Origin of the sequence: Sphaerisporangium viridialbum (assembly GCF_049674955.1) — a bacterium.
GTDB lineage: Bacteria > Actinomycetota > Actinomycetes > Streptosporangiales > Streptosporangiaceae > Sphaerisporangium > Sphaerisporangium viridialbum.
In genome coordinates, this window is sequence record NZ_CP187232.1 from 7,755,283 (window position 1) to 7,779,309 (window position 24,027).

The window sequence follows — 24,027 nt, forward strand, 5'->3', positions numbered from 1 at the left end:
CGCTGCGCCCGTATTCCGACGATGCGTAGTCATTCACATTCAACCAGTTATCGAGGGGGACGGTCGCGGAGGGGTCACTCTCCCCGCAAGTCGGCGAGCAGACCGGGCAGATCATCGGGTTTCACCATGACCTCGCGGGCCTTGGAGCCCTCGCTCGGGCCCACGACGTTCCTGCTCTCCAGCAGGTCCATCAGGCGGCCGGCCTTGGCGAAGCCCACGCGCAGCTTGCGCTGGAGCATCGAGGTGGAGCCGAACTGCGTGGAGACGATCAGCTCGGCGGCCTGCACGAGCAGGTCGAGGTCGTCGCCGATGTCCTCGTCGATCTCGCGCTTGGCCGTCGCCGCGGCGGCCACGTCGTCGCGGTACTCCACCTGCATCTGCGCCTTGCAGTGGGAGACGATGTCGTTGATCTCTTTTTCCGACAGGAAGGCGTTCTGCAGGCGCATGGGCTTGCTGGCGCCCATCGGCAGGAAGAGCGCGTCGCCCTGCCCGACGAGCTTCTCGGCGCCCGGCTGGTCGAGGATGACCCGGGAGTCGGCGAGCGAGGAGGTCGCGAACGCCAGCCTGGAGGGCACGTTGGCCTTGATCAGGCCGGTCACGACGTCGACCGACGGGCGCTGGGTGGCGATGACCAGGTGGATGCCCGCGGCGCGCGCGAGCTGGGTGATGCGGACGATGGAGTCCTCGACGTCACGGGGGGCGACCATCATCAGGTCGGCCAGCTCGTCGATGATGACGAGCAGGTAGGGATACGGCTGGTAGACCCGCTCACTGCCGGGCGGGGGCACGAGCTTGCCCGCGCGCACCGCCTTGTTGAACTCGTCCACGTGCCGGAAGCCGCTCGCGGCCAGGTCGTCGTAGCGGCGGTCCATCTCGCCGACGACCCATTCGAGGGCCTCCGCGGCCTTCTTCGGGTTGGTGATGATGGGCGTGATCAGGTGGGGGATGCCCTCGTAGGTGTTCAGCTCGACCCGCTTGGGGTCGACGAGCACCATGCGCACCTCGTCGGGCGTGGCCCGCATGAGGATCGAGGTGATGAGCCCGTTGACGCACACCGACTTGCCCGCGCCGGTGGCGCCCGCGATGAGCAGGTGGGGCATCTTGGCGAGGTTGGCCACTATCGTGCGGCCCTCGACGTCCTTGCCGAGCCCCACGATCATCGGGTGGTGGTCGGCCTGGGCCACCTGGGAGCGGAGCACGTCGCCCAGGCTGACCAGGTCCTTGTCGGTGTTGGGGATCTCGACCCCGATCGCCGACTTGCCGGGGATCGGGGACAGGATGCGGACATCCGCCGATTTAACGGCATAGGCGATGTTCTTGGTGAGGGCCGTGACCTTCTCGACCTTGACCGCCGGCCCCAGCTCTATCTCGTACCGCGTGACCGTCGGGCCCCGGGTGAACCCGATGACCTGGGCGTCGATGGTGAACTGCTCCAGGACGCTGCTCAGCGCGTTGACGACGATGGTGTTCGCCTTGGTCTGCGGCTTCGGCGCACTGCCCGGGCGCAGCACCTGCAGGTCAGGCAGAGCGTACGGGCCGGCCTGCGGCGAGAGCACGAGCTGCTCGACCTTGCGCGGCGCCGGCGAGGGATGGGGAGGTTCGGTGACGCGCGGCGGCTCCGGCGGCTCGTCCTCGTCCACCAGGCCGGGCACGATCTCCGGGGAGTGGTCGGAGACCTTGCCAGGGGCGTCGGCGATGAGCGGGGTGTCGTAGGGCTTGATGTGCTCGCCGAGCTCGGGCTCGCCGTCCTTGCCCGTGCCGGAGGAGGAGCCGCGCGGCTTGCGGGGGCGCCTGACGCGCCCGCCGGTCTTGGCCGGAGTCTCTCCCCCGCTCTTCTGGAACAGCATGTGCTGGATCTCGGCCAGACGCTCGGGCACCCGGTGGACCGGGGTGGCGGTGATCACCAGGATCCCGAACCCCGAGAGCAGCAGGAGCAGCGGGATCGTGATGAACGACGGCAGGATGCTGGCGGGCGGCGCGGAGACGATGAACCCGATCATGCCCCCGGCGGCCGAGACCTTGTCCATGCCGTCGGTCTTGGCCGGGCCCGACGGGTACGGCGTGGCGTGCGCGACGTGGATGATGCCGAGCAGGCCGGCCAGCAGCGCGGTCCAGCCGATCATCATGCGCCCGGTGTCGGCGTTCTGGTCGGGATGCCTCAGCAGGCGCCACGCGACCAGCGCGAGCAGGATGGGCACCGACCAGGCCAGGGACCCGAGGGCGCCGCGCATGACGGCGTCGACCACCGTCGCGAACGTCCCGTGGGTGGTGCGCCAGGTCATCGCGGCGAGGACGATCGCCCCGCCCAGCACCGCGAGGCCGAGGCCGTCGCGGCGGTGGGCCGGGTCGAGCTCGCGCGCCTGCTGCCCGAAGGCGCGCGCGGCGGTGCCGATGCCGTTCGCGAAGAGCAGCCACACGCCGATGAACAGCTTGCCGATCGCCAGGAAGACCCAGCTGATCGGGTCGGGAGGCGCGGATGCCGGGCGGCGGGCGGGCGGTCGGCCGCCCGCCCGTGCGCCTGAGGCCCGCGTGCCGGTCGGCCGCTTGGCGGGGGAAGTACGCGACGACGTGGACCGCTTCGCCGACCCCTTGGGGGTGCTTTTCGACGTACGGGTGGCCATGGTACCGAGGGTACGCATGAGGCGGGCCCGACGCGCGTGGACGCGCCGAGCCTTCACAGGATTGTGTTCTATGTATTGACATCATGTTTCATGTAATGGAATCTCCATCCAATGGGAAGTTGGAAGGAGGACTGATGTCCGCACTCGACTGGTCCGTGCTGGGCGCCTACTTCGTGGTCATGGTCGCCATCGGGATGTGGTCGAAGAACCGCATCAGGACGGTCATCGACTACTTCACGGCCGGGGGCAGGATCCCCTGGTGGCTCTCGGGGATCTCCCACCACATGTCGGGCTACAGCGCGGTCATGTTCGTGGCGTTCGCAGCCGTCGCCTACGACTACGGGCTGACCGTCTACGTCTGGTGGGCGATGACGATCGGCATCGGCGTCGGCATCGGGGCCTTCCTGTTCGCCGCCCGGTGGAACCGGCTCAGGTCCAAGCACGGCGTGGTCTCGCCGCTGGAGTACCTGACCCGGCGCTACAACCTGCCCACCCAGCAGGTCATGGCCTACAGCGGCGCGCTGCTCAAGGTCGTGGACATCGCCGCCAAGTGGGTCGCCATCTCGGTGCTGCTCAAGGGCTTCGCCGGCATCCCCATCCAGTACGGCATCGCGATCACCGGTGCGGTGACCGTGATCTACGTGACGGTGGGCGGCCTGTGGGCCGACGTGCTGACCGACTTCGGGCAGTTCGTGATCCAGGCCGTCGCCGGCGTCGTCATGTTCGTGGCCGTGCTCGGGCACCTCGGGGGCGTGTCAGCGCTCTGGACCATGTGGGGCGAGCTTCCCCCCGGGCACGGCGACCCGCTGACCGGGCCCTACACCACCACGTACTTCTTCGCGTTCCTGCTGATCAAGACGTTCGAGTACAACGGCGGCATGTGGAACCTCGCCCAGCGCTACATGGGGGCGCCGTCCGGCTCGCAGGCCAAGAAGGCCGCGCTGCTGTCGAGCGCCCTGTGGCTGCTCTGGCCGCTGGTCCTGTTCATCCCGATGTTCGCGGCCCCGCTGATCGTGCCGGGGCTCACCAACTCCGACCAGTCCTACGTGCGGCTGGCGCAGGAGCTGCTCCCGGCGGGCCTCATCGGCCTGGTGCTCGCGGGGTTCTTCTCGCACACGATGGCGATGGTGTCCTCGGACGCCAACGTGATCTCCGCGGTGATCACCCGTGACATCCTGCCCGTCTTCATGCGGCGGGTCAGGACGCTGACGGCCGGGGGCGCGCTCAGGCTGGCCAGGGTCACGACGTTCCTGTTCGTGGCGGTCAGCATGACGATCGCGATCGCCACCCAGGGCCAGGGGGTGGTGCTGAAGATCGTCGTGGACGTCGTGGCGGCCACGATGGGGCCGATCTCGATCCCGCTGATGCTCGGCCTGCTCCCGTGGTTCAGGCGCAGCGGCCCCACGGCGGCCATCGTCTCCTGGGCGGCCGGCCTCGGCGTCTGGGCCGTGGTCAAGTGGGTGATCGCCTCGGCGAACCAGACGCTGGTGGTCGCAGCACCGCTGGTGACGTCCCTGGTCCTGTACGTGCTCATCGGCCTGCTCAAGCCGGAGAACCGCCCCGACCGCGACGAGCTGGTCGACTCGCTCGGCACCGACCCCGCGCCCGACCGCGCCACGGTGACCGCGTAGTTGGGCGCCCGCACCGTTCGCCCGGATGGGGTGGGAGAGGTGACCACCTCCCCCACCCCATTTATCGGCTTTTATAGTTACTTATCGGACTCCATGGTGCCGCCGTTGGCCACGTCGGACTTCTCGATCTCCCAGAAGACGATGCGGACGGACTCCTTGCGCGCCTTCAGGATGTCGACGGCGGCTTCCGTCACGGCGGCCACGAAGTCGCGGCGCTGGTCCATGGTCCGCCCCGACAGCATTTCCACGGTGATGTTTGGCATGATGTCCTCCGATTCGGCATCTGTTGCATCACATGAAACCAAATTCCACTACATGAACCAAGAAGGAGTTCGTCGTGGACGTGATGGTGATCGGTGAGCCGCTGGTCGAGTTCTCGGCGTCCGCTCCCCTGACCGAGGCGGACACCTTTCACCTGTCCTTCTCCGGTGACGCGCTGAACGCGGCCGTGGCGGCGGCGGCGACCGGCGCGCACGTCGCCCTGGTGACGCTGGTCGGAGAGGACGAGTTCGGGGAGCGGCTGATCCGCTTCGCCGCCGCCCACGGCGTCGACACCCGCTGGATGCGCAGGGGCACCGGCTCCACCGGCGCCTACGCCGTCGGCGCCGACCCGAGCGGGGAGCGCGCCTTCGGCTACATGCGGGCGTGCAGCGCGGCCTCCAGGATGGGCCCGTCGGACGTCTCGGCGGCACCCCTGGCGCAGACCTCCGTGCTGCTCGTCAGCGGCGTCACCGCCGCCCTGTCGGCCTCCTGCGCCCACGCGGTGCTCCACGCCGCCGAGGTCGTGCGCGAGGCGGGGGGCAAGGTCGTCTACGACCCGAACTACCGGTCGCGGCTGACCGGCGCCGAGGCCGCGGCCGGCGTGCTGGCGGAGATCGCCCCGTACGCCGCCCTGGTCACCCCCTCGTGCCCCGGCGACAGTCTCCCGCTCCTCGGCACCGGCGACCCCGCCGAGGCCGTACGGGCGTGCCTGGGGCTCGGCGCGGGTGCCGTGGCCGTCACGCGGGGGGCGGACGGCGTGCTGCTCAGCGACCGGGACGGCGGGCCGCCCGTGGAGATCCCCGCCGTGCCCGCGGGGCTGATCGTGGACCAGACCGGGGCGGGCGACGCCTTCGCCGGCACGGTCGCGGCCAGGCTCTCCGCCGGCGACCCGCTCGGCGAGGCCGTACGGGCGGGCACGGCCGCCGCGGCGGTCAGCCTGGAAGGGCAGGGAGGCACCGGGCGGGTGGCGACGCCGGAGGACATCCGGCGGCTGCTCGGAGAGCTTTCGGGGACGTCGGACGCGGCCTCGGCGTGACGGCTCCGACCGCCCCGGCGGGTCAGCGGGCGACGGCCGCGGCCGGGGCGCCGAGGGCGAGCGAGACGTCGCGGGCGGCGGAGGTGACCACGGGGGCCAGATCCTCCAGCACCTCGCGCTCCATGTCCATGGCGAGGGAGGAGATGGAGATGCCGCCCAGCACCCGGCCCGTGTGGTCGAAGACGGCCGCGCCGACGCATCGGATGCCGGGCTCGTTCTCCTCGTCGTCCATGGCGTAGCCGCGCGCCCGCACCTTGCCGAGGTGGGCCAGCAGCTCGTCCACGCCGGTCAGGGTCGCGGGGGTCAGCCTTGGCAGGCCGGTGCGCACGGCGACGCCGCGGACCTCCTCGTCGGTCAGCTCGGCGAGGATCGCCTTGCCGATGGCGGTGCTGTGCAGGCGCAGGCTCATGCCCACCCTGGAGGGCATCTGGTAGGGCCTGCGGCCCTCCAGCTTGTCGACGTAGACCGCCTCGTCGCCGCTGCGGATGCCGAAGTGGGTGGTGTAGCCGGTGCTCTCGTGCAGCGCCCGCAGGGCGGCCGAGGCCTGCCGCGCGGGGTCGAAGCGGCTCATGACCTTGCCCGCCAGGGTGAGGATGCGCGGCCCGGGCTCGTACCCTCCGGCGCCGTCGGGACGGGCGAACCCCCACTCGACGAGCGACTGCAGGATGCGGTGAACGGTCGACTTGGAGACGCCGGTCGCCGCGGCGATGTCGGTCACGCGGTGGTGCTCGGCGATCGCCTCGAGCACCGCCAGCGCCTTGTCGATGGAGCTGCCTTCCCTGACCACGTCCCGAGCCTACTAACAGGCACCCCGTAGTACGGTCCGCGCCGGTGGCGTCACCTGGCGAGCCAGCCGCCGTCGACGGCCAGCACGTGGCCGTTGACGTAGTCGGAGGCGCGCGAGGACAGGAAGACCGAGGCGCCCACGAGGTCGTCGGGCGTGCCCCAGCGCCCCGCCGGGATCCTGGCCCTGATCACCGGCTCGCGGCCGGGGTCCTCGCGCAGCGCCTCGGTGTTGCCGGTGGCGATGTAGCCCGGGGCGATCGCGTTGACCTGCACCCCGCCCGCGGCCCACTCGCAGGCCAGGGTGCGGGTGAGGCCCGCGACGGCGTGCTTGGCCGCGGTGTACCCGGCCACGTTGATCCCGCCCTGGAAGGACAGCATCGACGCGATCATGATGATCTTGCCGGAGCCGCGGCCCAGCATGGAACGGCCGACGGCCTGGGTGAGCAGGAAGGCCGCGTCGAGGTTGACGTCGAGCACGGCCTTCCAGTCGGCGTAGGTGTGCTCGGCCGCGGGCGCCCTGCGGATGATGCCGGCGTTGTTGACCAGGATGTCCACGCGGTGCCGCGCGAGGAGCTCCTCGGCCGCCCGGGGAAGCCCGGCGAGGTCCGACAGGTCGAGGACCCATCGCCAGGCCTCCCTGCCCGCCTTGCGGACCTCGGCCTCCACCTCGTCCAGGTCGTCGCGATGGCCGTGCAGGACCACGTCGGCCCCCGCCCTCGCGAGGCCGGCCGCGACCGCGCGGCCGATGCCGGTGCGGGTGCCGGTGACCAGCGCCGTCCGGCCTTCGAGGGAGAACATCACCGCATCGCGCCGATCGCGACCTGCTCCATGTCGTCGTAGGCCTGGTTCTCGCCGCCCATCGCCCAGACGAAGGCGTAGCTGCGGGTGCCGAAGCCGCAGTGCACCGACCAGGAGGGCGAGATCACGGCCTGGCGGTCGGCCACGATCAGGTTGCGCGTCTGGTCCGGCTCGCCCATGAGGTGGACCACCCGCCCGTCCTCGGGGAGGTCGAAGTAGAGGTAGACCTCGGTGCGCCGCTCGTGGGTGTGGCACGGCATGGTGTTCCACATGCTGCCGGGTTCCAGCACGGTGACGCCGAGCACGAGCTGGCAGCTCTGGATGCCCTTGGCGTGGATGTACTTGTTGATCGTGCGGTCGTTCGACCCCTCCTGCGAGCCGAGCCGCACGGGGTCCGCGTCCTCGAGGCCCGCCTTGACCGTCGGAAGGGAGGCGTGCGCGGGGGTGGAGACCAGGTAGAACGCGCCGCCGGTGAACGACACCGCACGCGCTCCCCTGCCGACGTACAGGCACTCCTTGGCGCCCAGCTCGTACGCCGTGCCGTCGACGGTGACCGTGCCGGGGGCGCCCACGTTGACCACGCCGAGCTCCCGGCGTTCGAGGAAGTACCCGGCCCGGAGCGGGCCGGGGCACGGAAGCTCCAGCGGCGCGTCACCGGCGACCGCTCCCCCGATCACGATGCGGTCCTCGTGGGAGTACACCAGGCGGACCTCTCCGGGAACGAAGAGATCCTCCGCCAGGAAACGGCTCCTGAGCCGGTCGGTCGTCATGCCCGGCACCTGGTCCGGTGCGGTCGCGTGCCGTACCTCCACCACGCCTCCTATTCCGTTACATAGAATGCAGTATTGCTATATAGAACAACTTCAGGCATGGGGAGGTCAAGCTGAGGCGGGACGGGTCTTCAGTACGTGCGGCGGACGCCGCGGGCGGCGACCTCGATGCGGTCGCGCGCCTCCAGCAGGCAGGCCGCGATCTCCTTGTCGCGGCCGGCCGTCAGCCGGGGGACGGGCACCGAGACGCTGACGGCGTCGCGGGGCGGGTAGGCGATGTCGAGCGCGACGCCGAAGCAGCGCAGGCCCTCGGTGTTCTCCTCGCGGTCGATGGAGTAACCCCGCTTGCGGATGCGGCGCAGGTCGGCGATGAGCTGGCCCTGGTCGACGATGGTGTTCTTGGTGAGTCTCGGCAGCTCGGCGGGGAGCAGGCGCGACACCGCGGCGTCGTCGCGCGTGGCGAGGATCGCCTTGCCGAGCGAGGTGGTGCTGGCGGGGAGGCGGCGGCCGACCCTGGTGAAGGGCCGCAGGTAGTGGCGGGAGGCCCGGGTCGCGAGGTAGACGACGTCGAAGTGGTCGAGCCGGGCGAGGTGGACGGTCTCGCCGGTGACCTCGGCGAGCCAGTCGAGCGCGTCGCGCGCGATCTGGACCACCGGGTCACCGTCGATGTAGGTGGCGCCGACCAGCAGCGCGCGCATGCCGATGCGGTAGAGCGTGCCCGTGACGTCGGTCTCGATCCACCCGAGGCCCACCAGCGTGCGCAGCAGCGCGTGGAGGCTGCTCTTGGGGTAGCCGAGCTTGCCCTGCAGGTCGGAGAGGCTGTGCAGGCCAGGGTATTGGGCGAAGAAGTCGAGCAGCTCCACGGTCCGCACGGCGGACTTGACGTGCGGCACCGCGGTTCCCTGCTCGGTCATGTGCGTCCTCCCTGCGGCACGGTACCTCCATTGTCGCCGGTCATTCCTCGATGACGCGACCGCCCACCCAGGCGTACTCCGGATCGGCGTGGTCCAGCTCGGGGAACTCCGCCGCGTACACCTCGGCGTCGTCCCTCGGCTCGTACCCGAGCGCCGCCCCCTGGGCGGGGTCCCACCAGGCGCGGGTGTTGGCCGAGACCCCCCAGACCGGGGCGTACGTCAGGTCCGGCGCCGTCAGGCAGGCGTGGACGAGCCGCACCATGTCACCCGGGCTGATCCAGGTGGCCAGCGCGCGGGCGTTCGGCGGGCGCCGGTCGAAGGTGCCGATGCGCAGGGCCGCCACCCGCATGCCGTACCTGTCGGAGTAGTAGCGGCCGAGCGCCTCGCCGTAGGCCTTGGAGACGCCGTAGTGCGAGTCGGGGGCCACGGGGGTGTCCGCCGGCACGAGCTCCCCGCGCGGCGTGAAGCCCACGGAGTGGTTGCTGCTGGCGTAGACGACGCGCTCGACCCCGGCCCGCCTGGCGGCCTCGAAGACGAGGTAGGTGCCCTCGATGTTGGCCGTGAGCAGCTCCTCGAAGGTCGCGGAGGTCGAGGGGATGCCGGCCAGGTGGACGACGGCCGTGATCCCCTTCATGGCCTGCTCCAGCACCGCTGGGTCCGAAATATCACCACAAATCACTTCATGTTGGCTGCTGTCTGCGTTGTGGATGGGAGTCCTGTCCAGCAGCCTCAGCGTGTGACCGTACTCGGGGAGCCCACTGGTCAGGCACGCGCCGATGCTCCCCGCGGCACCGGTCACCAGAATGTTTTTCACCATGTCGCCACCGTATGGGCGGCGATGTGGTCCAAGTCAAGATCGTCGCCGAGTCCCGGCCGCGTGGGCAGCGCGACGTTCCCCGACTCGTCCAGCGGGTCGACGATCGAGCGGAGGTGCGGCGGGGGATCGTCGTAGTCCGAATGCGGGTGGAGCAGGCCGCGCTCGTACCACTGGCCGCACAGGGTCGCCCCGATGACCGCCAGCGCCCCCGAGCCGTTGCCGTGGATCTCGCAGCCCATGCCGAACGACTCGGCCGTGTGCACGGCCTTCAGCGCCGGGATGACTCCGCCCGAGCCGACCACGCCGACGCGAAGGATGTCGCACGCGCCCGCCGCCACCCACTCCCCCCGCGCCATGTGCTTGCCCCAGGAGGTCTCCGGGCCGAGGATCGGGGTCGCGAGCTGGTCGGCCAGCCATTTGTACGACTGGACCGACGCCTCCTCCATCGGTTCCTCGTACCAGGCGAAGTCCAGCTCGTCGAGGGCCCGGCCGAGCCTGAGCGCCTCCGTGCGGCTGTACCAGTGGTTGCTGTCGAGCATCAGCGCGACGTCGGGGCCGACCGCCTCGCGCACGACCTGGCAGGCCTTGATGTCCAGGTCGACGCCGTGCGGCATCGGGGGCATCCAGGTGTGCAGCTTGATGCCGCGGTAGCCCCGCGCGACCAGGTCCTTGGCGAAGTCCGCGTAGTCGGCGAACGACGCCAGGCCGCCCGGGATGTCGTCGCCGCACATGGTGCTGGCGTACGCGGGGATCGTGGAACGCGCGCCGCCGAGCAGCTTCCAGACCGGGAGGCCCAGCTTGCGGCCCGCGAGGTCCCACAGCGCCTGGTCCACGGCGCTGAGCAGACGGTCGGTGAGGTTGCCCTGCGCGCCGCGCTGGCGCCGCGCGATCGCGTGCCACAGGCGCTCGCGGTCGAGGCCGTCCTGCCCGGTGAGCACCGGGCGCACATGGGCTTGGATCATGCTGTCCCTGAGCGTCTCGGCCTGCCCCAGGCAGTAGCCCTTGGCGCCGTCGCTGTCGGTGATCTCCAGCAGGGCCTCGGTGACCTCCCGGGGCGGCCCGGGATGCCGGTGCCCGTGCCCGTCCACCACCGACCTCGTGACGGTCGTGAACACCGTGACGGTGACCCGCTCGATGACGGCCATGACGCTCCTCTCCTTCGGTGACTGCCTTTCCGTACGTGCCCGGCGGGGGCCGGCACCGGCGCCCACGGTCAGGTGGTGCGCGCGGGCCCCGGCCCCCGGCCGGCTAGGAGTGGGACTGCTTCCACTCGGCCTGCGCCTCGGTGAGCTTCTGGGCCATCGTGTCCAGGAACTCTTGCGGCTTCATCTGACCGAGGAGCACCTTCTGGAACAGCGGCTCGGTGTCGGCCTTGGTGACCGAGGAGAACTGCGGCAGGTAGTACGGCGGGGAGACGACCGCCGTTGCCGGGTCGCTGAGCACCTCGACCGCGTTCTTGAGGTACGGCCGCTCGCTGAGCCAGGAGTCCGCCTGGGCGTCCTTGTTCGCCGGGATCTGGCCGGTCTGCTGGTTCCAGTAGCCGTTGCTCTCCTTGGAGACCAGGAAGTCCACGAACTTCCAGGCCGCGTCCTTGTGCTCGCTGTTCTTGAACACGGCGAAGCCGTCGACCGGGTTGGCCACGATGGTGCGCTTGCCCGACGCCCCCACGGGCATCGGGAAGGCGTCGATCTTGTCCGCGCCGAACGCCTTCACGTGGTCGTTGTAGGACCCGAGGTTGTGGTGCATCATCGCGACCTTGCCGCTGGTGAACTGGGCCACCATCTTCGGGAAGTCGTTGGTGACGTCGGCCTCGGGGGTGTCCTTCTTGTACAGCGCGGCGATCTTGGTGACCAGCTCGACGTTCTTCGGGTCGTTCACCGTGCTCTTGCCCGAGGCGTCGAAGAACTCGGTGACCCCGGAGTACGCGTAGGCCTCGGCCAGGAGCTGGAAGATCGAGCCCGCGCCGCCGCGGATCGTCCAGCCGTACCGGTCGGGGGCCTTGGTCAGCTTGTCCACGGCCGTGAAGAACTCATCCCAGGTCTTCGGCGCCTCGACCCCCGCCGCGGCCAGCTTCTCCTTCTGGTACCAGACGACGTCGAGGTTGGAGGTCGCCGGCACCAGGTAGAGCTTGCCGTCCGGGGTGGTCTGCCTGATGGAGGTGAGCATGCTGTCGAGCAGCTTGCCGTTCACGGGGCTCTTGGCCAGCCAGTCGTCGGCGGGTTCGAGCGCCTGCTGGCCGGTGAGGTTGGCGAGGTAGCTGGTGGTCACGCCGCCGACGTCGGGCGTCTCGCCGCCCGCGACCGCGGTGTCGTACTTCTGCTGCACGGAGGCGATGGGGATGCCGACGTACTCGACGTGGATCGTGGGGTTCGCCTTCTCGAACCGCTTGATCAGCTCCTGGTAGACCGGCGTGCGCACGCCTCCGTTGTTGTCCCAGAAGGTGATCGTCGTCTTGTCCGGTCCCCCGCTCGCGGAGTCCGGCCCGCAGGCCGTCGCGGTCACGGACAGGGCGAGGACGGCGAGGCCGGCCGCGCGGACCTTCGTGATGGTTCTCATGGGTGGTGTCCTCCAGGCGGGGGGGCTATCCCTTCACGGCGCCGGCGCTGATGCCGGACACCAGATAGCGCTGAATCACTGCGAACACGCAGACGACGGGTACGGCCGCTACCACGCCACCCGCCGCCAGGGCCCCGAAGTCGGCGCTGTACTCGCCGATGGTGTAGCTGAGGCCGACGGGGATCGTGAAGTTGTCCTGCCTGCTGATGAACATCAGCGCGAACAGGAAGTTGTTCCAGGTGTGGATGAAGGCGAACGAGCCCACGGCGATGAGCCCGGGCCGGAGCTGCGGGAGCACGACCGCGAAGAACGCCCGCGTCCGCGTGCAGCCGTCGACCAGCGCCGCCTCCTCCACCTGGAAGGGCACCGCGGTGACGAACCCGCTCATCAGGATGATCGACAGCGGCAGGTTGAACACCGTGTCGGCGACCACCAGGCTCCACAGGGAGTTGATGAGCCCAAGCCCCCTGAAGATGGTGAATAGGGGGATCAGCATCATGGCGCCGGGGATGAACTGCGTGCACAGCAGGGCGATCATGAAGAACGTGCGGCCGCGGAAGCGGAACCGCGCCAGCGCGTACCCGCCCATGAGGGCGACCACCGTCGTGAAGAACAGCGACAGCACGCCGACGATCACGCTGTTCTTGAAGAAGACGGCGTAGCCGATGTCATTCCAGACGGTGTCGAAGTGCTCGAAGGTGATCGGCCACGGCACCGGCGCGGTGGACCCCGTGGGCCGCAGCGCGAAGACGATCATCCAGTAGAACGGGATCAGCGTGAAGACCAGGTAGAGCACCAGCGGGACGTACAGGCGGAGCACCCTGCCCCGGTCCTTGCGGCGCGAGCCGGGGGCGGCGCCGGCGCGCGCGTGGGCGGGGCGCCGCGCGATGACCTCGGTTGCCATGGAACCCTCCCTCATCCCTTGTGGTCCGCGCCGAACCGGCTCAGCCGGAGGTAGAGGAGCGAGCAGAACAGCAGGATCACGAACCCGGCGGTCGTGAGCGCGGAGCCGTACCCGAAGTCCTTGGAGTCGATCGCGCGCTGGGCCACGTACAGGGGCAGCGTGGTCGTGACCTGCGCCGGGCCGCCGCCCGTCAGCGTGTAGATCAGGTCGACGTTGTTGAACTCCCAGACAGAGCGCAGCAGCGTCGCGAGCACGATGGCGTCCCGCAGGTGCGGGAGCGTGACGTGGAAGAAGCGGCGCGTACGGCCGGCCCCGTCGACCGCCGCCGCCTCGTACAGCTCTCCGGGGATGCCCTGCAGGCCGGCGAGCAGCAGGATCGCGAAGAACGGCACGCCCCGCCACAGCTCGGTGATGACCACCGCGCCGAAGACGGTGTCCGGATTGCCGAGCACGGCCGCCTCGGGGGCGCCGAGGTAGCGCACGATGCCGGTGGTGGGGTTGTAGAGCAGGATCCAGATGCCCGTGGTGAGCACTCCGGAGACCGCCCACGGCGAGAAGACCATCGAGCGTGCGAGGCCCCGGCCGATGAAACTTTCATTCACCATCAGCGCCAGGGCGAGGCCGAGGAGGAGTTGGAGAACGATCTCCACGACCACCCATTTGGCGGTGAAGCCCAGACTGGACCAGAACAGCGGGTCCTGGAACAGCATCTCCCTGAAGTTGTCCAGGCCGGCGAAGCCGTTGGCCCATGGTTTCGTCAGGTTGTAGTGCTGCAAGCTGTAGTACAGGACGCTGCCGATGGGGTAGACGAGGAACACCGCGATCAGCAGCACCGTCGGCGAGATCAGCAGGTACGGGGCCCAGCGCAGGGCCCGTGGGCGCCCCCTCGCCTGGGGTGTCCTGGCCAGAGCCACCTCGACCTCCGTTCCATCGGCGACGTGACACATTCTTGAATGACGTTCACATTCGTGTACGCGCCGTCAACGTAGGAACGCCATACGCGAACTGTCAACCCTTCGCCAGGTAACCAAAGCATTTCGACGGGGCGGCCCGCGCGTTTCCGCCGCTCCCTTGACTGGCGGGGTCTCCCGGTCATACGTTCCTGATGTTCATATACGTGAATACAGTTCTTGAATGTGTACGCGAGAGAGGACCGCATGACTGCGCTGGTGGATCGGCTCGACGGGCTGCTGTTCTTCCCCGTCACACCGTGCGACGACCGGGAGCGGCTGAACCTCGACGCCTTCCGCCGCCACGTGCGCGACGGCGTCGCCGCGGGGTGCGGCGCGGTGTTCGCCTGCTGCGGCACGGGCGAGTTCCCCTCGCTGGACCTGGACGACTACGCGGCCTGCGTCGCCGCCGCCGTCGAGGAGAGCGCCGGGCGCGTGCCCGTCGTGGCCGGCACGGGGTACGGGACGGCGCTGGCGTCACGGTTCTCCGCCGCCGCCGAGGCCGCGGGGGCCGACGGGCTGCTCGCCCTGCCGCCCTACCTTGTCCAGCCCGACCAGGAGGGGCTGCGCCGCCACTACGAGACGCTGGCCGACGCCACCGGGCTGCCCGTCATCCTCTACCAGCGCGACAACGCCGTCTTCGAGCCGGACACCGTGGCCGCCCTCGCCCGCCATCCCCGCATCGTGGGCTTCAAGGACGGGTACGGCGACCTCGACCTGCTCCAGCGCACCATCAGCGCCGTCCGCTCGGCCTCCGGCGAGCTGCTCTACTTCAACGGGCTGCCGACGGCGGAGATGTCGGCGCTCGCCTACCGAGGGCTCGGCATCACCCGCTACTCCTCGGCGGTCTTCTGCTTCGTGCCCACCGTCGCGATGGCCTTCCACCGGGCCCTGCTCGGCGGCGACGACGCGACGGTGAACGTGCTGATCGACGAGTTCTACCGGCCGCTGGTCGAGCTGCGCCGCCAGGGCTCCGGGTTCGCCGTTTCGCTCGTCAAGGCGGGCGTGCGGCTGCGCGGCCTGGACGTGGGCCCCGCGCGCGTCCCGCTCACCGAGCCCGCCCCCGAACAGATCAAGCGGCTCGCGGAGCTGATCGAGCGCGCCCTTGAGGTGATCGAGGAACGCTGACCCACGCACCTGGGCGCCGCGCCTCGGGGAGGCGCCCACCGGGACCCTGCGGTGACGCGCCGCACGGGCCCCTACCGCCTGGAGGCCCTCCCTCGGCCAGAGCGGGAGCCTCCCTGACCCAGGAGGTACCCCATGAGAACACTTCTGAGAACGACGGCCGTGCTCGCCTCAGGCCTGTGCGCGGCGGCGCTCGCGACCGTCCCCGTCCCGGCCTCGGCCTCGACCGGGGGCGCGGTGCCGCTGGGGCGGCGCACGCTGCCCGCCAACGACGGATGGGCCGCCGCGACCACCGGCACGACCGGCGGCTCCGCGGCCGACGACGCCCACGTCCACACAGTGACGAACCGCAAGGAGCTGGTCGCCGCCCTCGCCGGAGGGGACGCGACACCGAAGATCATCTACGTGAAGGGCGTCATCGACGGCAACACCGACGACACCGGCGCCAAGCTCGGCTGCGACGACTACGCGGTGGACGGCTACACCCTCCCGGCCTACCTCGCGGCGTACGACCCGGCGGTGTGGGGCCGTGACACCGAGCCCTCCGGGCCGCTGGAGGACGCACGCGCCGCCTCGTCCGCCAGGCAGACCGCCCGCATCAGGCCGAAGGTCGGCTCCAACACCACCATCGCCGGGCTGGGCCACGCCGTGATCAAGGGCCTCAACCTGCACGTCGACAAGGCCGACAACGTCATCATCAGGAACATCGCGTTCCAGGACGCCTACGACTGCTTCCCCCAGTGGGATCCCACCGACGGCGACGAGGGCAACTGGAACTCGCTCTACGACAACATCTCGGTCACCGGATCCACGCACGTCTGGGCCGACCACAACAGCTTCGACGACGGCGCCAACCCCGACTCCGCGCAGCCGCTGTACTTCGGGCGGCCGTACCAGGTGCACGACGGCGAGCTGGACATCACCAATGGGTCGAACCTGGCCACGGTGTCGTGGAACCGCTTCGCCGGCCACGACAAGACCATGCTGATCGGCTCCACCAACAACCCGGCCACCGACTCGGGCAAGCTCAACGTGACCGTGCACCACAACGTGTTCGACACGATCCTCCAGCGGGCGCCCCGCGTGAGGTTCGGCCAGGTGCACGTGTACGACAACTTCTACAACGTCCCCGCGGGCGCCGGGTACGTCTACAGCTTCGGGGTCGGCGTGCAGTCGAAGATCTACGCCGAGGAGAACTACTTCCGCCTCGGCCAGGGCGTCGGCGCGGACCAGATCATCTACAACTGGGGCGGCACCGCGATCCACGCCACCGGCACGCTCGTGACCAGCGGGGCCACCACACGCAGGGTCGACATCCTTTCGGCCCACAACGCCACCCACGACCCCGACCTCACCGGCGACGTCGGCTGGACCCCCACCTTGCACACCAAGGTCGACCCGGCGGTGCTGGTGCCCCTCACGGTGCCGCTCCTGGCGGGCGCGGGACGCCTGCGCTGACACCCTTCCCGTGGACCGTCACGCCGCGAACGGCCTGACGGTCCACGGGAGTCGTACCTGGGGTTCAGCCGACCTCGGCCAGCCAGCGCTCGTGCGCCCCCGAGAACGGGGGCGCGTGATCCCGGACGGCGGTCATCAGCCAGGCGGCGGACCGCTCCGCCTGGGCGATCACCTCCGCGGGATAGGAGTAGCGGACCTGGTGCTCGGCGAACTCGTCCTCGTCGTCGAGCAGGACACGCCCGTCGCGCATCCGGATCACGTCGAGATCGAGGTCGACCATGGTCACCTTCCCGTCCCGCCACTGGGGGACGGTCGTGATGTCGCAGTAGACCGACGCCTTGCTCGGCATGCCGTTGAAGGTGGCGGTCCACCAGACCTCACGCGGGAACAGCATGACGAAGGGCTGCTGCCAGACGACCGGCGGCTCGCTCCCCCTGCTGCCGCTGGTGCCGGCCGGGCAGCCGGTCCATACGCCGTGCTCGTCCTCCCCCAGCAGCCGTGCCCCGTGGTGCCAGTGGAGTGATCCGTCGAACTTGGTGTAGACGATGTCGACCGCTGTGCCGGTGATGTCCGCCCCGCGGGCCTGGACGCTCACCGGCGATCAGCTCGTTTCGCGCGCATGCGGCTCCTCGTGCGTGGCTGAAGTGCTCCAGCACGGAAACCTACGCCCGGTCAGACCTCCACGACCACCGGAATAATCATGGGCCGGCGGCGGTAGGTGTCGCTGACCCAGCGCCCGACGATGCGGCGCGTCAGCCGGCGCATCTGCTGGAGGTCGGCCACCCCGTCGGCCCCGGCCTCCTGGAGCGCCTTCTCGATCAGCGGGATGACCGCGTCGAACGCCTCGATCTCGATGCCGGACCCGCGCGCGTAGACCTCCGGGCCGCCGCTCACCTTGCCGGTCGTCGAGTCGACCACGACGACGACGGAGATGAACCCCTCGTCCCCGAGGATGCGCCGGTCCTTCAGCGCGACGTCGGTGACGGCGCCCACCGAGGAGCCGTCGACGTAGACGTAGCCGCACTGCACCGCGCCCACGATGCGCGCCCGGCCGTCGACCAGGTCGACCACCACGCCGTCCTCGGCGATGACGATGTGGTCGTCGGGCACGCCGGTCATCGCCGCGAGCTTGGCGTGGGCGCGCATGTGACGCCACTCGCCGTGCACCGGCATGAAGTTGGACGGCTTCGTGAGGTTCAGGACGTACAGAAGCTCGCCCGCGGCCGCGTGGCCGGAGACGTGCACCAGCGCGTTGCCCTTGTGGATCACCCGGGCGCCCCAGCGGGTGAGCCCGTTGATGACCTTGTTGACGGCCGTCTCGTTGCCGGGCACCAGCGAGGACGCCAGCAGGACGGTGTCCCCCTCGGCGACGCGGATCGGGTGGTCGCGGTTGGCCATGCGCGACAGCGCCGCCATGGGCTCGCCCTGTGACCCCGTGCAGATCAGCACGACGTCCTCCGGCGGCCACTCCTCGATCTCGCGGGAGTCGACGAGGATCCCCGGCGGCACCCTGAGGTAGCCGAGGTCCCTGGCGACGCCCATGTTGCGGACCATCGAGCGCCCGATGAGCGCGACCTTGCGGCCGTTCTCCTCGGCGGCGTCGAAGATCTGCTGCACGCGGTGCACGTGCGAGGCGAAGCACGCGACGATGATGCGCTTGGTCGCGCTGCGGAAGACCTCGTCGATCACCGGGCTGATGGTGCGCTCGCTCGGCACGAAGCCGGGCACCTCGGAGTTGGTCGAGTCGGACATCAGCAGGTCGACGCCCTCGGACCCGAGCCTGGCGAAGCCGCCGAGGTCGGTGAGGCGGCCGTCGAGCGGCAGCTGGTCCATCTTGAAGTCGCCGGTGTGCAGCACGATGCCGGCCGCGGTCCTGATCGCGACGGCCAGGGCGTCCGGAATGGAGTGGTTGACCGCGAAGAACTCGCACTCGAACGGCCCGAACCGCTGCCTCTGCCCCTCGGCCACCTCCACCTTGACCGGCTGGATGCGGTGCTCGGTGAGCTTGCTCTCGATCAGCCCGAGCGTCAGCCGCGACCCCACCAGGGGGATATTGGCCCGCTCACGCAGGAGGTACGGCACGGCGCCGATGTGGTCCTCGTGGGCGTGCGTCAGCACTACCGCCTCGATGTCGTCGAGACGGTCCCTGATGTAGTCGAAGTCGGGCAGGATCAGGTCCACGCCCGGCTGGTCGGGCTCCGGGAACAGCACTCCGCAGTCGACGACCAGCAGGCGGCCGTCGAACTCGAAGACCGCCATGTTGCGGCCGATCTCACCGAGCCCGCCCAGTGCGACGATGCGCAGGCCGTGCTCCGGCAGGGCCGGAGGAGGTCCGAGCTCGGGATGCGGATGACTCATGCTCTACCCCCGTGAATGCCGGCCCGCCGCTCGCGCACGGCTCCCTCGCCGAGCCGTGCGGCACGTCGCGGGCCGAGATCGCTGTGTCTCTCTCTCAAACTCTCTGTTCCTCCCCGCCGCGTTCAGCCCGCGGCGACTCATTCGGATCGTTCTCCGCCGTTCACGTCACACGGACGGCGGGCAAGCCAGACAATTCTCGCGCGCCGTACGCACGGCGCGCGGCACGTCAGTCGGACAACTTCACGCCGCCCGCGACGAGGTCCTCTCTCAGGACCGCTATCTGCTCGCGGGTGGCGTCCACCAGGGGCAGGCGCATGGGGCCCACCGGCCTGCCGAGCAGGCCGAGTGCCGCCTTCGACATGATCGCACCCTGGGTGCGGGTCATGATGCCGGTGACCACGGGGAGCAGGCGCCGGTTGACCGCTCGCGCCTCCTCGACATGGCCCGAGGTATACATATGGATCATGGAGGCGAGCTCGGCCCCGACCACGTGGCCCGCCACGCTCACGAAACCGGCGGCGCCGACCGACAGCCAGGGCAGGTTGACGGTGTCGTCCCCGGAGTAGAAGACGAGGTCGGTCGCGGCCATCACCTGGGCGCCCGCGAAGAGATCGCCCTTGGCGTCCTTCACGGCCACGATGCGCGGGTGGGCGGCGAGGCGCACCAGCGTCTCGGTCTCGATGGCCATGCCGGTGCGCCCCGGGATGTCGTACAGCATCACAGGCAGGCCGGTGGCGTCCGCGACGGCCGTGAAGTGCCGGTAGAGACCTTCCTGCGGAGGCTTGTTGTAATAAGGCGTCACCAGCAGCAGCCCGTGTGCCCCCGCGCGCTCGGCGGCCTTCGCCAGCTCGGCCGAGTGGCGGGTGTCGTTGGTGCCCGCCCCGGCCACGACGGTGGCCCTGTCGCCAACGGCCTCGACCACGGCGCGGAGGATCATGTCCTTCTCGGCGTCGGTGGTGGTGGCGGACTCTCCTGTCGTGCCGCTCACGACCAGGCCGTCGTTCTGTTGCTCGTCCACGAGGTAGGTGGCCAGGCGCTGGACGCCCTCGAGGTCGAGGGCACCGTCGGCCGTGAACGGCGTGACCATCGCGGTCAGCATGCGACCGAAGGGCGCGTCGGAGGTTCCTGTTGGCGATGCCATAGACCGAACGGTACCTGGATCCGGGGGGACGGTGGACCCCGCCACCCCGGTTCGCGGCGCGAGGGGACGCAATTAGGGCATGTACCGCTTGCGCCGAAGATGGTCGGATATGGATAGAGGCCGCCGATATGTGCTCGGGGGTACACACATCGACGACCTCTACCCATGCAATCGGAGCCGCTTACGGGGGCGTTACACGGTTCTGGGGAGAATTTTCCGATCGTTCCCGGGCACCCGGCTGCGGGGTTCCCCCGGGGCGGCCTCACGGGCGGGGCGCCGGCCCTCCGCCGGAGCTTCCCCGCAGGTGGAAAGCCCATACGCCATAGGCTTCCCGGACCGTTCCCCCTCCCTCGACACGGTAAGTAGTCACAGAATCGCGTTTGGTAAAGTTGGAACTCCAAGTGTTCATCATTACTCCCCGCTGTCCTTTGATTACGGCAAGATAGGAAAACGATCTCGAACGCCCTGAGGGATGGACGGATGACTGGTAACGACCCGGTGTACCTCCGTGTGGTCGAAGAGTTGCGGGCGCAGATAGTCGACGGCACGCTGCCGCCGGGCGCGCCCATTCCGTCTCGAGCGCAGCTCACCCAGCGCTTCAGAGTCGGCGAGACCGCCGCCAGGCACGCGCTGCGCGTCCTGGCCGCGGAAGGCCTGATCATCGGCAGGGTCGGCTCGGGGCACTATGTCCGCGAGAAGTCCGTGCTCTATCCCCTGCAGCGATGCCGCTACATCGACCACGACGCCCCGTTCGCCGCCGACATGCAGGCGGGCGGCCACCGCGCCACCTGGGACTGGCGCAGCGAGGCGATCAAGGCCGGGCGCGAGACCGCCCGGCGGCTGCGCGTCGAGGAGGGCGACCCCGTCATGCGCACGCGTTACGTCTTCCGCACCGAGGGCAAGCCGATGCAGCTCGCCACCTCCTACGAGCCGGCCGACCTCGGCAGGGCGCAGTCCTTCCCCGAGGAGGGCACCAACGGCCGCAAGAGCCTCGTGGCCCGCATGTCCGCCGCGGGCATCAAGATCACCGACATTCGCGAGAGCGTGCACACCCGGGTGCCGCAGCCGACCGAGAGCGATCTGCTCGACCTGCCCACCGGAGTGCACGTCCTCCACGTCGAGCGCACCCACTGGTCGGGCGACCGGCCGGTGGAGACCAGCGACATCGTGGTCCCCGGCGACCGCTTCCGCCTCGTCTACTCCGTCCCCATCGGCGCCTGACCCACCCGGCCCCGATCGGCGCCTGACCCACCCTGTCCCGGCCGGCGCCTGACCCACCCTGTCCCGGCCGGCGCCTGACCCACCCCGTCCCGGCCGGCGTCCATCCGCACGGGTCGGCATCGCGTCAGGCGTGCACGCCCGCGTACGCCGCCGTCAGGAGCGGGCGCGCTGGGTGACGGCCACGCAGACCAGCACGGCGAGCGCTCCGGCCACCGTGGCGACCTCCAGCCTCTCCGCCAGGAGCAGCCAGGCCCACAGCAACGAGACAAGCGGCTGGAGCAGTTGCGTCTGCCCGGCGCGGGCGATGCCCCCCATGGCGAGCCCGGCGTACCACGGGATGAAGCCCAGGAAGGCCGACACCAGCGCGACGTAGGCGAACCCCGCCACCGCCTCGCCGGTCGGCCGCAGCGGCGTCGTCATGGCGAGGAACACCGTCACCGGCACGGCGACGGGCGCGGCGACCACCAGCGCATGCGAGATGACCCGCCACCCCGGCGTGTGCCGCGCGAGCCGCCCGCCCTCGGTGTACCCCACCGCGGCGCAGACCAGGGCCGCCACCAGCAGCAGGTCCGCCACGGCGAGGCGCCCGCCGCCCCTGCTGAGCGTGAAGATTGTGACGGAGACCGCGCCGCCCGCGCCGGCCACCCAGAACAGCGGCCGAGCCCGCTCGCCCGCTCGCAGTACGGCGCAGACCGCGGTGGCGGCCGGCAGCAGCCCGATGACGACGGCCGCGTGCGACACGCTCGCCCCCGAATCCAGGGCGAGCCCGCTGAGCAGCGCGAACCCGAAGACCACGGTGACCGCGATGACCGCGTACGACTTCAGCTGGGAGCGCGGCGGCAGCAACGGGGCGCCGGCCATCACCAGGCACAGACCCGCGACGAGCGCGGCCACCGCCGCCCTGCCGATCGCGACGAGGTACGGATCGAAGCCGCGCATCGCGAAGGCGGTGGCCGGGAAGGTGCCGGAGAAGAACAGGACCCCGAGCCCCGCCAGCAGCGTCCCCCGCCAGGGAGTGCCGGCCCGCGGCCCGCCTCGGACGCTCGCGCCGCCGCCACCCCGAACCCTCGCGCCCCCGGTGCCCGCCCTTGTGCCGCCGGTGCCGCCGGTGCCGCCGGTGCCGCCGGTGCCGCCGGTGCCGCCGGTGCCGCCGGTGTCGCCGCCAGGAGCCCCGTTCCCGTTGCCGGCCGGGGCGGTGACCGCTACTGCCGAGGGGACGATAGCGCTACTCTTCCTTCTCATGAACGACGATAGCAGTATCGTCCGCATCACCGGGCTGCTGCGGGAGGAGGCCGAGAGGCTCAGACCCGGCGCCCGCCTGCCGTCCAGCCGCGAGCTGACGCGGCGCCACGGGGTGAGCCCGGTGACGGTGTCGCGGGCCATCGCCGCGCTCGCCGCCGAGGGCAGGGTGGTCACCCGGCCGGGCAGCGGCGCCTTCGTCGCCGCCCTGCCCGCCGCGGGCGCCGGCGACGCCCCCGACCTGTCATGGCAGACGGTGTCGCTCGGAGACCGCTGGGTCGACGACTCGGCCGTGAGCGGGCTGCTCACCCCGCCGCCCGAGGGGGTCATCCCGCTCACCGGCGGCTACCTCAACCCCGGGCTGCGGCCGTCCAAGGCCCTGGCGAGCGCCGCCGCGCGGGCCGTGCGCCGTCCGGACGCCTGGGCGCTTCCGCCGCTGAACGGGCTGGCCGAGCTGCGGCGCTGGTTCGCCAACGAGGTGGGCGGCGGCGTCACCCAGGCGGACGTCCTGATCGTCAGCGGCGGCCAGTCGGCGCTGACCCACGCCTTCCGGGCCCTGGCCGCCCCGGGCGAGCCGATGCTGGTCGAGACCCCGACCTATCCGGGAGCGCTCTCCTCGGCCCGCGCCGCGGGGCTGCGCACGGTGGCCGTGCCCGTCGACCGCGACGGGGTGCGGCCCGAGCTGCTGGCCGAGGCGTTCGCCGTCACGGGCGCGCGGGTCTTCTTCTGCCAGCCGACCCTGCACAACCCCACAGGAGCCGTGCTCTCGGCTTCACGCCGCGAGCAGGTACTCGCCATCGCCCGCGCGGCGGGCGCCTTCGTGATCGAGGACGACTACGCGCGCTACCTCACCACAGGCGCCGTGCCGCCGTCCCTGGTCACGCTGGACACCCACGGCACGGTGATCCACATCAACTCGCTCAGCAAGGTCACGGCACCGAGCATGCGGGTGGCCGCCGTGATCGCTCGCGGCCCGGCGGCGCGGCGCCTCCGGGCCGGGCAGGTCGTGGAGTCGTTCTTCGTCGCCCGCCCGCTGCAGGAGACCGCGCTGGAGTTCCTCGGCTCCCCCGCCTGGCGGCGCCACCGCGCGTCGGTGACGGCGGAGCTCACCGTGCGGCGCGAGGCGCTGGCGGCGGCGCTGGCTCGCCACCTCCCGTCCGCGCGGGTCGGGCTCGTGCCCGAGGGAGGCCTGCACCTGTGGGTGCGGCTGCCCGGCGAGGTGGACGAGACCGCCCTGGTCGAGAGCGCCCAGCGTGCGGGGGTCCTGGTGAGCCCGGGCACGATCTACCACTCCGCCGAGTCCCCCGCGCCCCACATCCGGGTGACGCACATCGCGGCGGCCCACGTCGCCGAGCTGGCGGAGGGCGTGCGCCGCCTCGGCTCGGCCCTTGACACTCAGCTCGCGGCGAGAGGCCGCTGACCCGCACTAACACGCGAAACC

At 70.6% G+C, this 24,027-nt stretch carries 21 protein-coding genes; 6 read left to right on the forward strand and 15 right to left on the reverse strand.

Annotated elements, in window-relative coordinates; genetic code table 11:
• Positions 1-74 precede the first annotated feature (74 nt).
• Entirely contained in the window at positions 75-2,621 is a 2,547-nt protein-coding gene (locus ACOZ38_RS34885; protein ID WP_424535293.1) for a DNA translocase FtsK 4TM domain-containing protein, read from the reverse strand.
• Between the two features lie 134 nt (positions 2,622-2,755).
• Here ACOZ38_RS34885 and ACOZ38_RS34890 point away from each other — a divergent pair, with 134 nt between their 5' ends.
• Positions 2,756-4,252 (forward strand): sodium:solute symporter family protein, encoded by a 1,497-nt coding sequence (locus ACOZ38_RS34890; RefSeq protein ID WP_424535294.1) that lies wholly within the window; start codon positions 2,756-2,758, stop codon positions 4,250-4,252.
• Between the two features lie 77 nt (positions 4,253-4,329).
• Here ACOZ38_RS34890 and ACOZ38_RS34895 read toward each other — a convergent pair whose 3' ends face one another.
• On the reverse strand, positions 4,330-4,515 hold the full coding sequence (locus ACOZ38_RS34895) for a tautomerase family protein (protein WP_405140382.1): 186 nt from the start codon (positions 4,513-4,515) through the stop codon (positions 4,330-4,332).
• A gap of 83 nt (positions 4,516-4,598) precedes the next feature.
• On the opposite strand from ACOZ38_RS34895, the gene ACOZ38_RS34900 reads away from it, so the two are divergent.
• On the forward strand, positions 4,599-5,549 hold the full coding sequence (locus tag ACOZ38_RS34900) for a sugar kinase (protein WP_424537140.1): 951 nt from the start codon (positions 4,599-4,601) through the stop codon (positions 5,547-5,549).
• 22 nt (positions 5,550-5,571) lie between these two features.
• On the opposite strand, the gene ACOZ38_RS34905 is transcribed toward ACOZ38_RS34900, so the two are convergent.
• The 9 genes from ACOZ38_RS34905 to ACOZ38_RS34945 all read right to left on the reverse strand — a co-directional run bounded on the left by ACOZ38_RS34905 (position 5,572) and on the right by ACOZ38_RS34945 (position 14,008).
• On the reverse strand, positions 5,572-6,336 hold the full coding sequence (locus ACOZ38_RS34905) for an IclR family transcriptional regulator (protein WP_424535295.1): 765 nt from the start codon (positions 6,334-6,336) through the stop codon (positions 5,572-5,574).
• A 50-nt stretch (positions 6,337-6,386) separates the two neighbouring features.
• Positions 6,387-7,133 carry an SDR family oxidoreductase gene (locus ACOZ38_RS34910; RefSeq protein WP_424535296.1) on the reverse strand — a complete coding sequence of 249 codons (747 nt, stop codon included), beginning with the start codon at positions 7,131-7,133 and terminating at the stop codon, positions 6,387-6,389.
• Positions 7,133-7,945, reverse strand: coding sequence for a 5-dehydro-4-deoxy-D-glucuronate isomerase (kduI, locus tag ACOZ38_RS34915; RefSeq protein ID WP_424535297.1), 813 nt, complete (start codon positions 7,943-7,945; stop codon positions 7,133-7,135). Before kduI ends, ACOZ38_RS34910 begins: the two co-directional genes overlap by 1 nt.
• Positions 7,946-8,034: 89 nt before the next feature.
• Positions 8,035-8,817, reverse strand: coding sequence for an IclR family transcriptional regulator (locus ACOZ38_RS34920; protein WP_424535298.1), 783 nt, complete (start codon positions 8,815-8,817; stop codon positions 8,035-8,037).
• A gap of 40 nt (positions 8,818-8,857) precedes the next feature.
• A complete protein-coding gene (locus ACOZ38_RS34925; RefSeq protein ID WP_424535299.1) occupies positions 8,858-9,634 on the reverse strand; it encodes an NAD-dependent epimerase/dehydratase family protein in 777 nt (258 codons plus the stop codon).
• Positions 9,628-10,779: an enolase C-terminal domain-like protein gene (locus ACOZ38_RS34930; protein WP_424535300.1), complete on the reverse strand. Its 1,152-nt coding sequence runs from the start codon at positions 10,777-10,779 to the stop codon at positions 9,628-9,630. Before ACOZ38_RS34930 ends, ACOZ38_RS34925 begins: the two co-directional genes overlap by 7 nt.
• 103 nt (positions 10,780-10,882) lie before the next feature.
• A complete protein-coding gene (locus tag ACOZ38_RS34935; protein WP_424535301.1) occupies positions 10,883-12,190 on the reverse strand; it encodes an ABC transporter substrate-binding protein in 1,308 nt (435 codons plus the stop codon).
• 25 nt (positions 12,191-12,215) lie between these two features.
• Positions 12,216-13,094 (reverse strand): carbohydrate ABC transporter permease, encoded by an 879-nt coding sequence (locus tag ACOZ38_RS34940; protein ID WP_424535302.1) that lies wholly within the window; start codon positions 13,092-13,094, stop codon positions 12,216-12,218.
• An 11-nt stretch (positions 13,095-13,105) separates the two neighbouring features.
• On the reverse strand, positions 13,106-14,008 hold the full coding sequence (locus ACOZ38_RS34945) for a carbohydrate ABC transporter permease (RefSeq protein WP_424535303.1): 903 nt from the start codon (positions 14,006-14,008) through the stop codon (positions 13,106-13,108).
• Between the two features lie 243 nt (positions 14,009-14,251).
• Between ACOZ38_RS34945 and ACOZ38_RS34950 the strand changes: the two genes are divergently transcribed.
• Together ACOZ38_RS34950 and ACOZ38_RS34955 are read left to right on the forward strand one after the other, a co-directional pair.
• The gene (locus tag ACOZ38_RS34950; RefSeq protein ID WP_424535304.1) at positions 14,252-15,172 is read left to right on the forward strand and encodes a 5-dehydro-4-deoxyglucarate dehydratase; all 921 of its coding nucleotides are present in this window, start codon (positions 14,252-14,254) and stop codon (positions 15,170-15,172) included.
• Between the two features lie 132 nt (positions 15,173-15,304).
• Positions 15,305-16,627: a pectate lyase family protein gene (locus tag ACOZ38_RS34955; RefSeq protein WP_424535305.1), complete on the forward strand. Its 1,323-nt coding sequence runs from the start codon at positions 15,305-15,307 to the stop codon at positions 16,625-16,627.
• A 64-nt stretch (positions 16,628-16,691) separates the two neighbouring features.
• On the opposite strand, the gene ACOZ38_RS34960 is transcribed toward ACOZ38_RS34955, so the two are convergent.
• From ACOZ38_RS34960 to dapA, 3 genes are all read right to left on the reverse strand, one after another.
• Positions 16,692-17,222: a DUF402 domain-containing protein gene (locus ACOZ38_RS34960; RefSeq protein ID WP_424535306.1), complete on the reverse strand. Its 531-nt coding sequence runs from the start codon at positions 17,220-17,222 to the stop codon at positions 16,692-16,694.
• A gap of 77 nt (positions 17,223-17,299) precedes the next feature.
• Positions 17,300-18,985 carry a ribonuclease J gene (locus tag ACOZ38_RS34965; RefSeq protein ID WP_405140403.1) on the reverse strand — a complete coding sequence of 562 codons (1,686 nt, stop codon included), beginning with the start codon at positions 18,983-18,985 and terminating at the stop codon, positions 17,300-17,302.
• Between the two features lie 226 nt (positions 18,986-19,211).
• The gene (gene dapA, locus ACOZ38_RS34970) at positions 19,212-20,126 is read right to left on the reverse strand and encodes a 4-hydroxy-tetrahydrodipicolinate synthase (protein ID WP_424535307.1); all 915 of its coding nucleotides are present in this window, start codon (positions 20,124-20,126) and stop codon (positions 19,212-19,214) included.
• Between the two features lie 480 nt (positions 20,127-20,606).
• Here dapA and ACOZ38_RS34975 point away from each other — a divergent pair, with 480 nt between their 5' ends.
• Positions 20,607-21,347, forward strand: coding sequence for a GntR family transcriptional regulator (locus ACOZ38_RS34975; protein ID WP_424535308.1), 741 nt, complete (start codon positions 20,607-20,609; stop codon positions 21,345-21,347).
• Positions 21,348-21,500: 153 nt separating this feature from the next.
• Here the strand turns inward: ACOZ38_RS34975 and ACOZ38_RS34980 are convergent, their stop codons facing one another.
• Positions 21,501-22,589, reverse strand: coding sequence for a DMT family transporter (locus tag ACOZ38_RS34980; RefSeq protein WP_424535309.1), 1,089 nt, complete (start codon positions 22,587-22,589; stop codon positions 21,501-21,503).
• Here ACOZ38_RS34980 and ACOZ38_RS34985 point away from each other — a divergent pair.
• Positions 22,588-24,006 carry a PLP-dependent aminotransferase family protein gene (locus ACOZ38_RS34985; protein ID WP_424535310.1) on the forward strand — a complete coding sequence of 473 codons (1,419 nt, stop codon included), beginning with the start codon at positions 22,588-22,590 and terminating at the stop codon, positions 24,004-24,006. The two genes, ACOZ38_RS34980 and ACOZ38_RS34985, sit on opposite strands and share 2 nt — an antisense overlap.
• The last annotated feature ends 21 nt before the right edge of the window (positions 24,007-24,027 follow it).

Excerpts from the sequence above, each read along its gene's own strand:
- ACOZ38_RS34980 (WP_424535309.1), bottom strand. The coding sequence starts at position 22,589 with ATGAGAAGGAAGAGTAGCGCTATCGTCCCCTCGGCAGTAGCGGTCACC.
- ACOZ38_RS34925 (WP_424535299.1), bottom strand. The coding sequence starts at position 9,634 with ATGGTGAAAAACATTCTGGTGACCGGTGCCGCGGGGAGCATCGGCGCG.
- ACOZ38_RS34930 (WP_424535300.1), bottom strand. The coding sequence starts at position 10,779 with ATGGCCGTCATCGAGCGGGTCACCGTCACGGTGTTCACGACCGTCACG.
- ACOZ38_RS34920 (WP_424535298.1), bottom strand. The coding sequence starts at position 8,817 with ATGACCGAGCAGGGAACCGCGGTGCCGCACGTCAAGTCCGCCGTGCGG.
- ACOZ38_RS34985 (WP_424535310.1), top strand. The coding sequence starts at position 22,588 with ATGAACGACGATAGCAGTATCGTCCGCATCACCGGGCTGCTGCGGGAG.
- dapA (WP_424535307.1), bottom strand. The coding sequence starts at position 20,126 with ATGGCATCGCCAACAGGAACCTCCGACGCGCCCTTCGGTCGCATGCTG.
- ACOZ38_RS34950 (WP_424535304.1), top strand. The coding sequence starts at position 14,252 with ATGACTGCGCTGGTGGATCGGCTCGACGGGCTGCTGTTCTTCCCCGTC.
- ACOZ38_RS34940 (WP_424535302.1), bottom strand. The coding sequence starts at position 13,094 with ATGGCAACCGAGGTCATCGCGCGGCGCCCCGCCCACGCGCGCGCCGGC.
- ACOZ38_RS34900 (WP_424537140.1), top strand. The coding sequence starts at position 4,599 with ATGGTGATCGGTGAGCCGCTGGTCGAGTTCTCGGCGTCCGCTCCCCTG.
- ACOZ38_RS34895 (WP_405140382.1), bottom strand. The coding sequence starts at position 4,515 with ATGCCAAACATCACCGTGGAAATGCTGTCGGGGCGGACCATGGACCAG.
- ACOZ38_RS34965 (WP_405140403.1), bottom strand. The coding sequence starts at position 18,985 with ATGAGTCATCCGCATCCCGAGCTCGGACCTCCTCCGGCCCTGCCGGAG.
- ACOZ38_RS34910 (WP_424535296.1), bottom strand. The coding sequence starts at position 7,133 with ATGTTCTCCCTCGAAGGCCGGACGGCGCTGGTCACCGGCACCCGCACC.
- ACOZ38_RS34935 (WP_424535301.1), bottom strand. The coding sequence starts at position 12,190 with ATGAGAACCATCACGAAGGTCCGCGCGGCCGGCCTCGCCGTCCTCGCC.
- ACOZ38_RS34975 (WP_424535308.1), top strand. The coding sequence starts at position 20,607 with ATGACTGGTAACGACCCGGTGTACCTCCGTGTGGTCGAAGAGTTGCGG.
- ACOZ38_RS34955 (WP_424535305.1), top strand. The coding sequence starts at position 15,305 with ATGAGAACACTTCTGAGAACGACGGCCGTGCTCGCCTCAGGCCTGTGC.
- ACOZ38_RS34885 (WP_424535293.1), bottom strand. The coding sequence starts at position 2,621 with ATGGCCACCCGTACGTCGAAAAGCACCCCCAAGGGGTCGGCGAAGCGG.
- ACOZ38_RS34890 (WP_424535294.1), top strand. The coding sequence starts at position 2,756 with ATGTCCGCACTCGACTGGTCCGTGCTGGGCGCCTACTTCGTGGTCATG.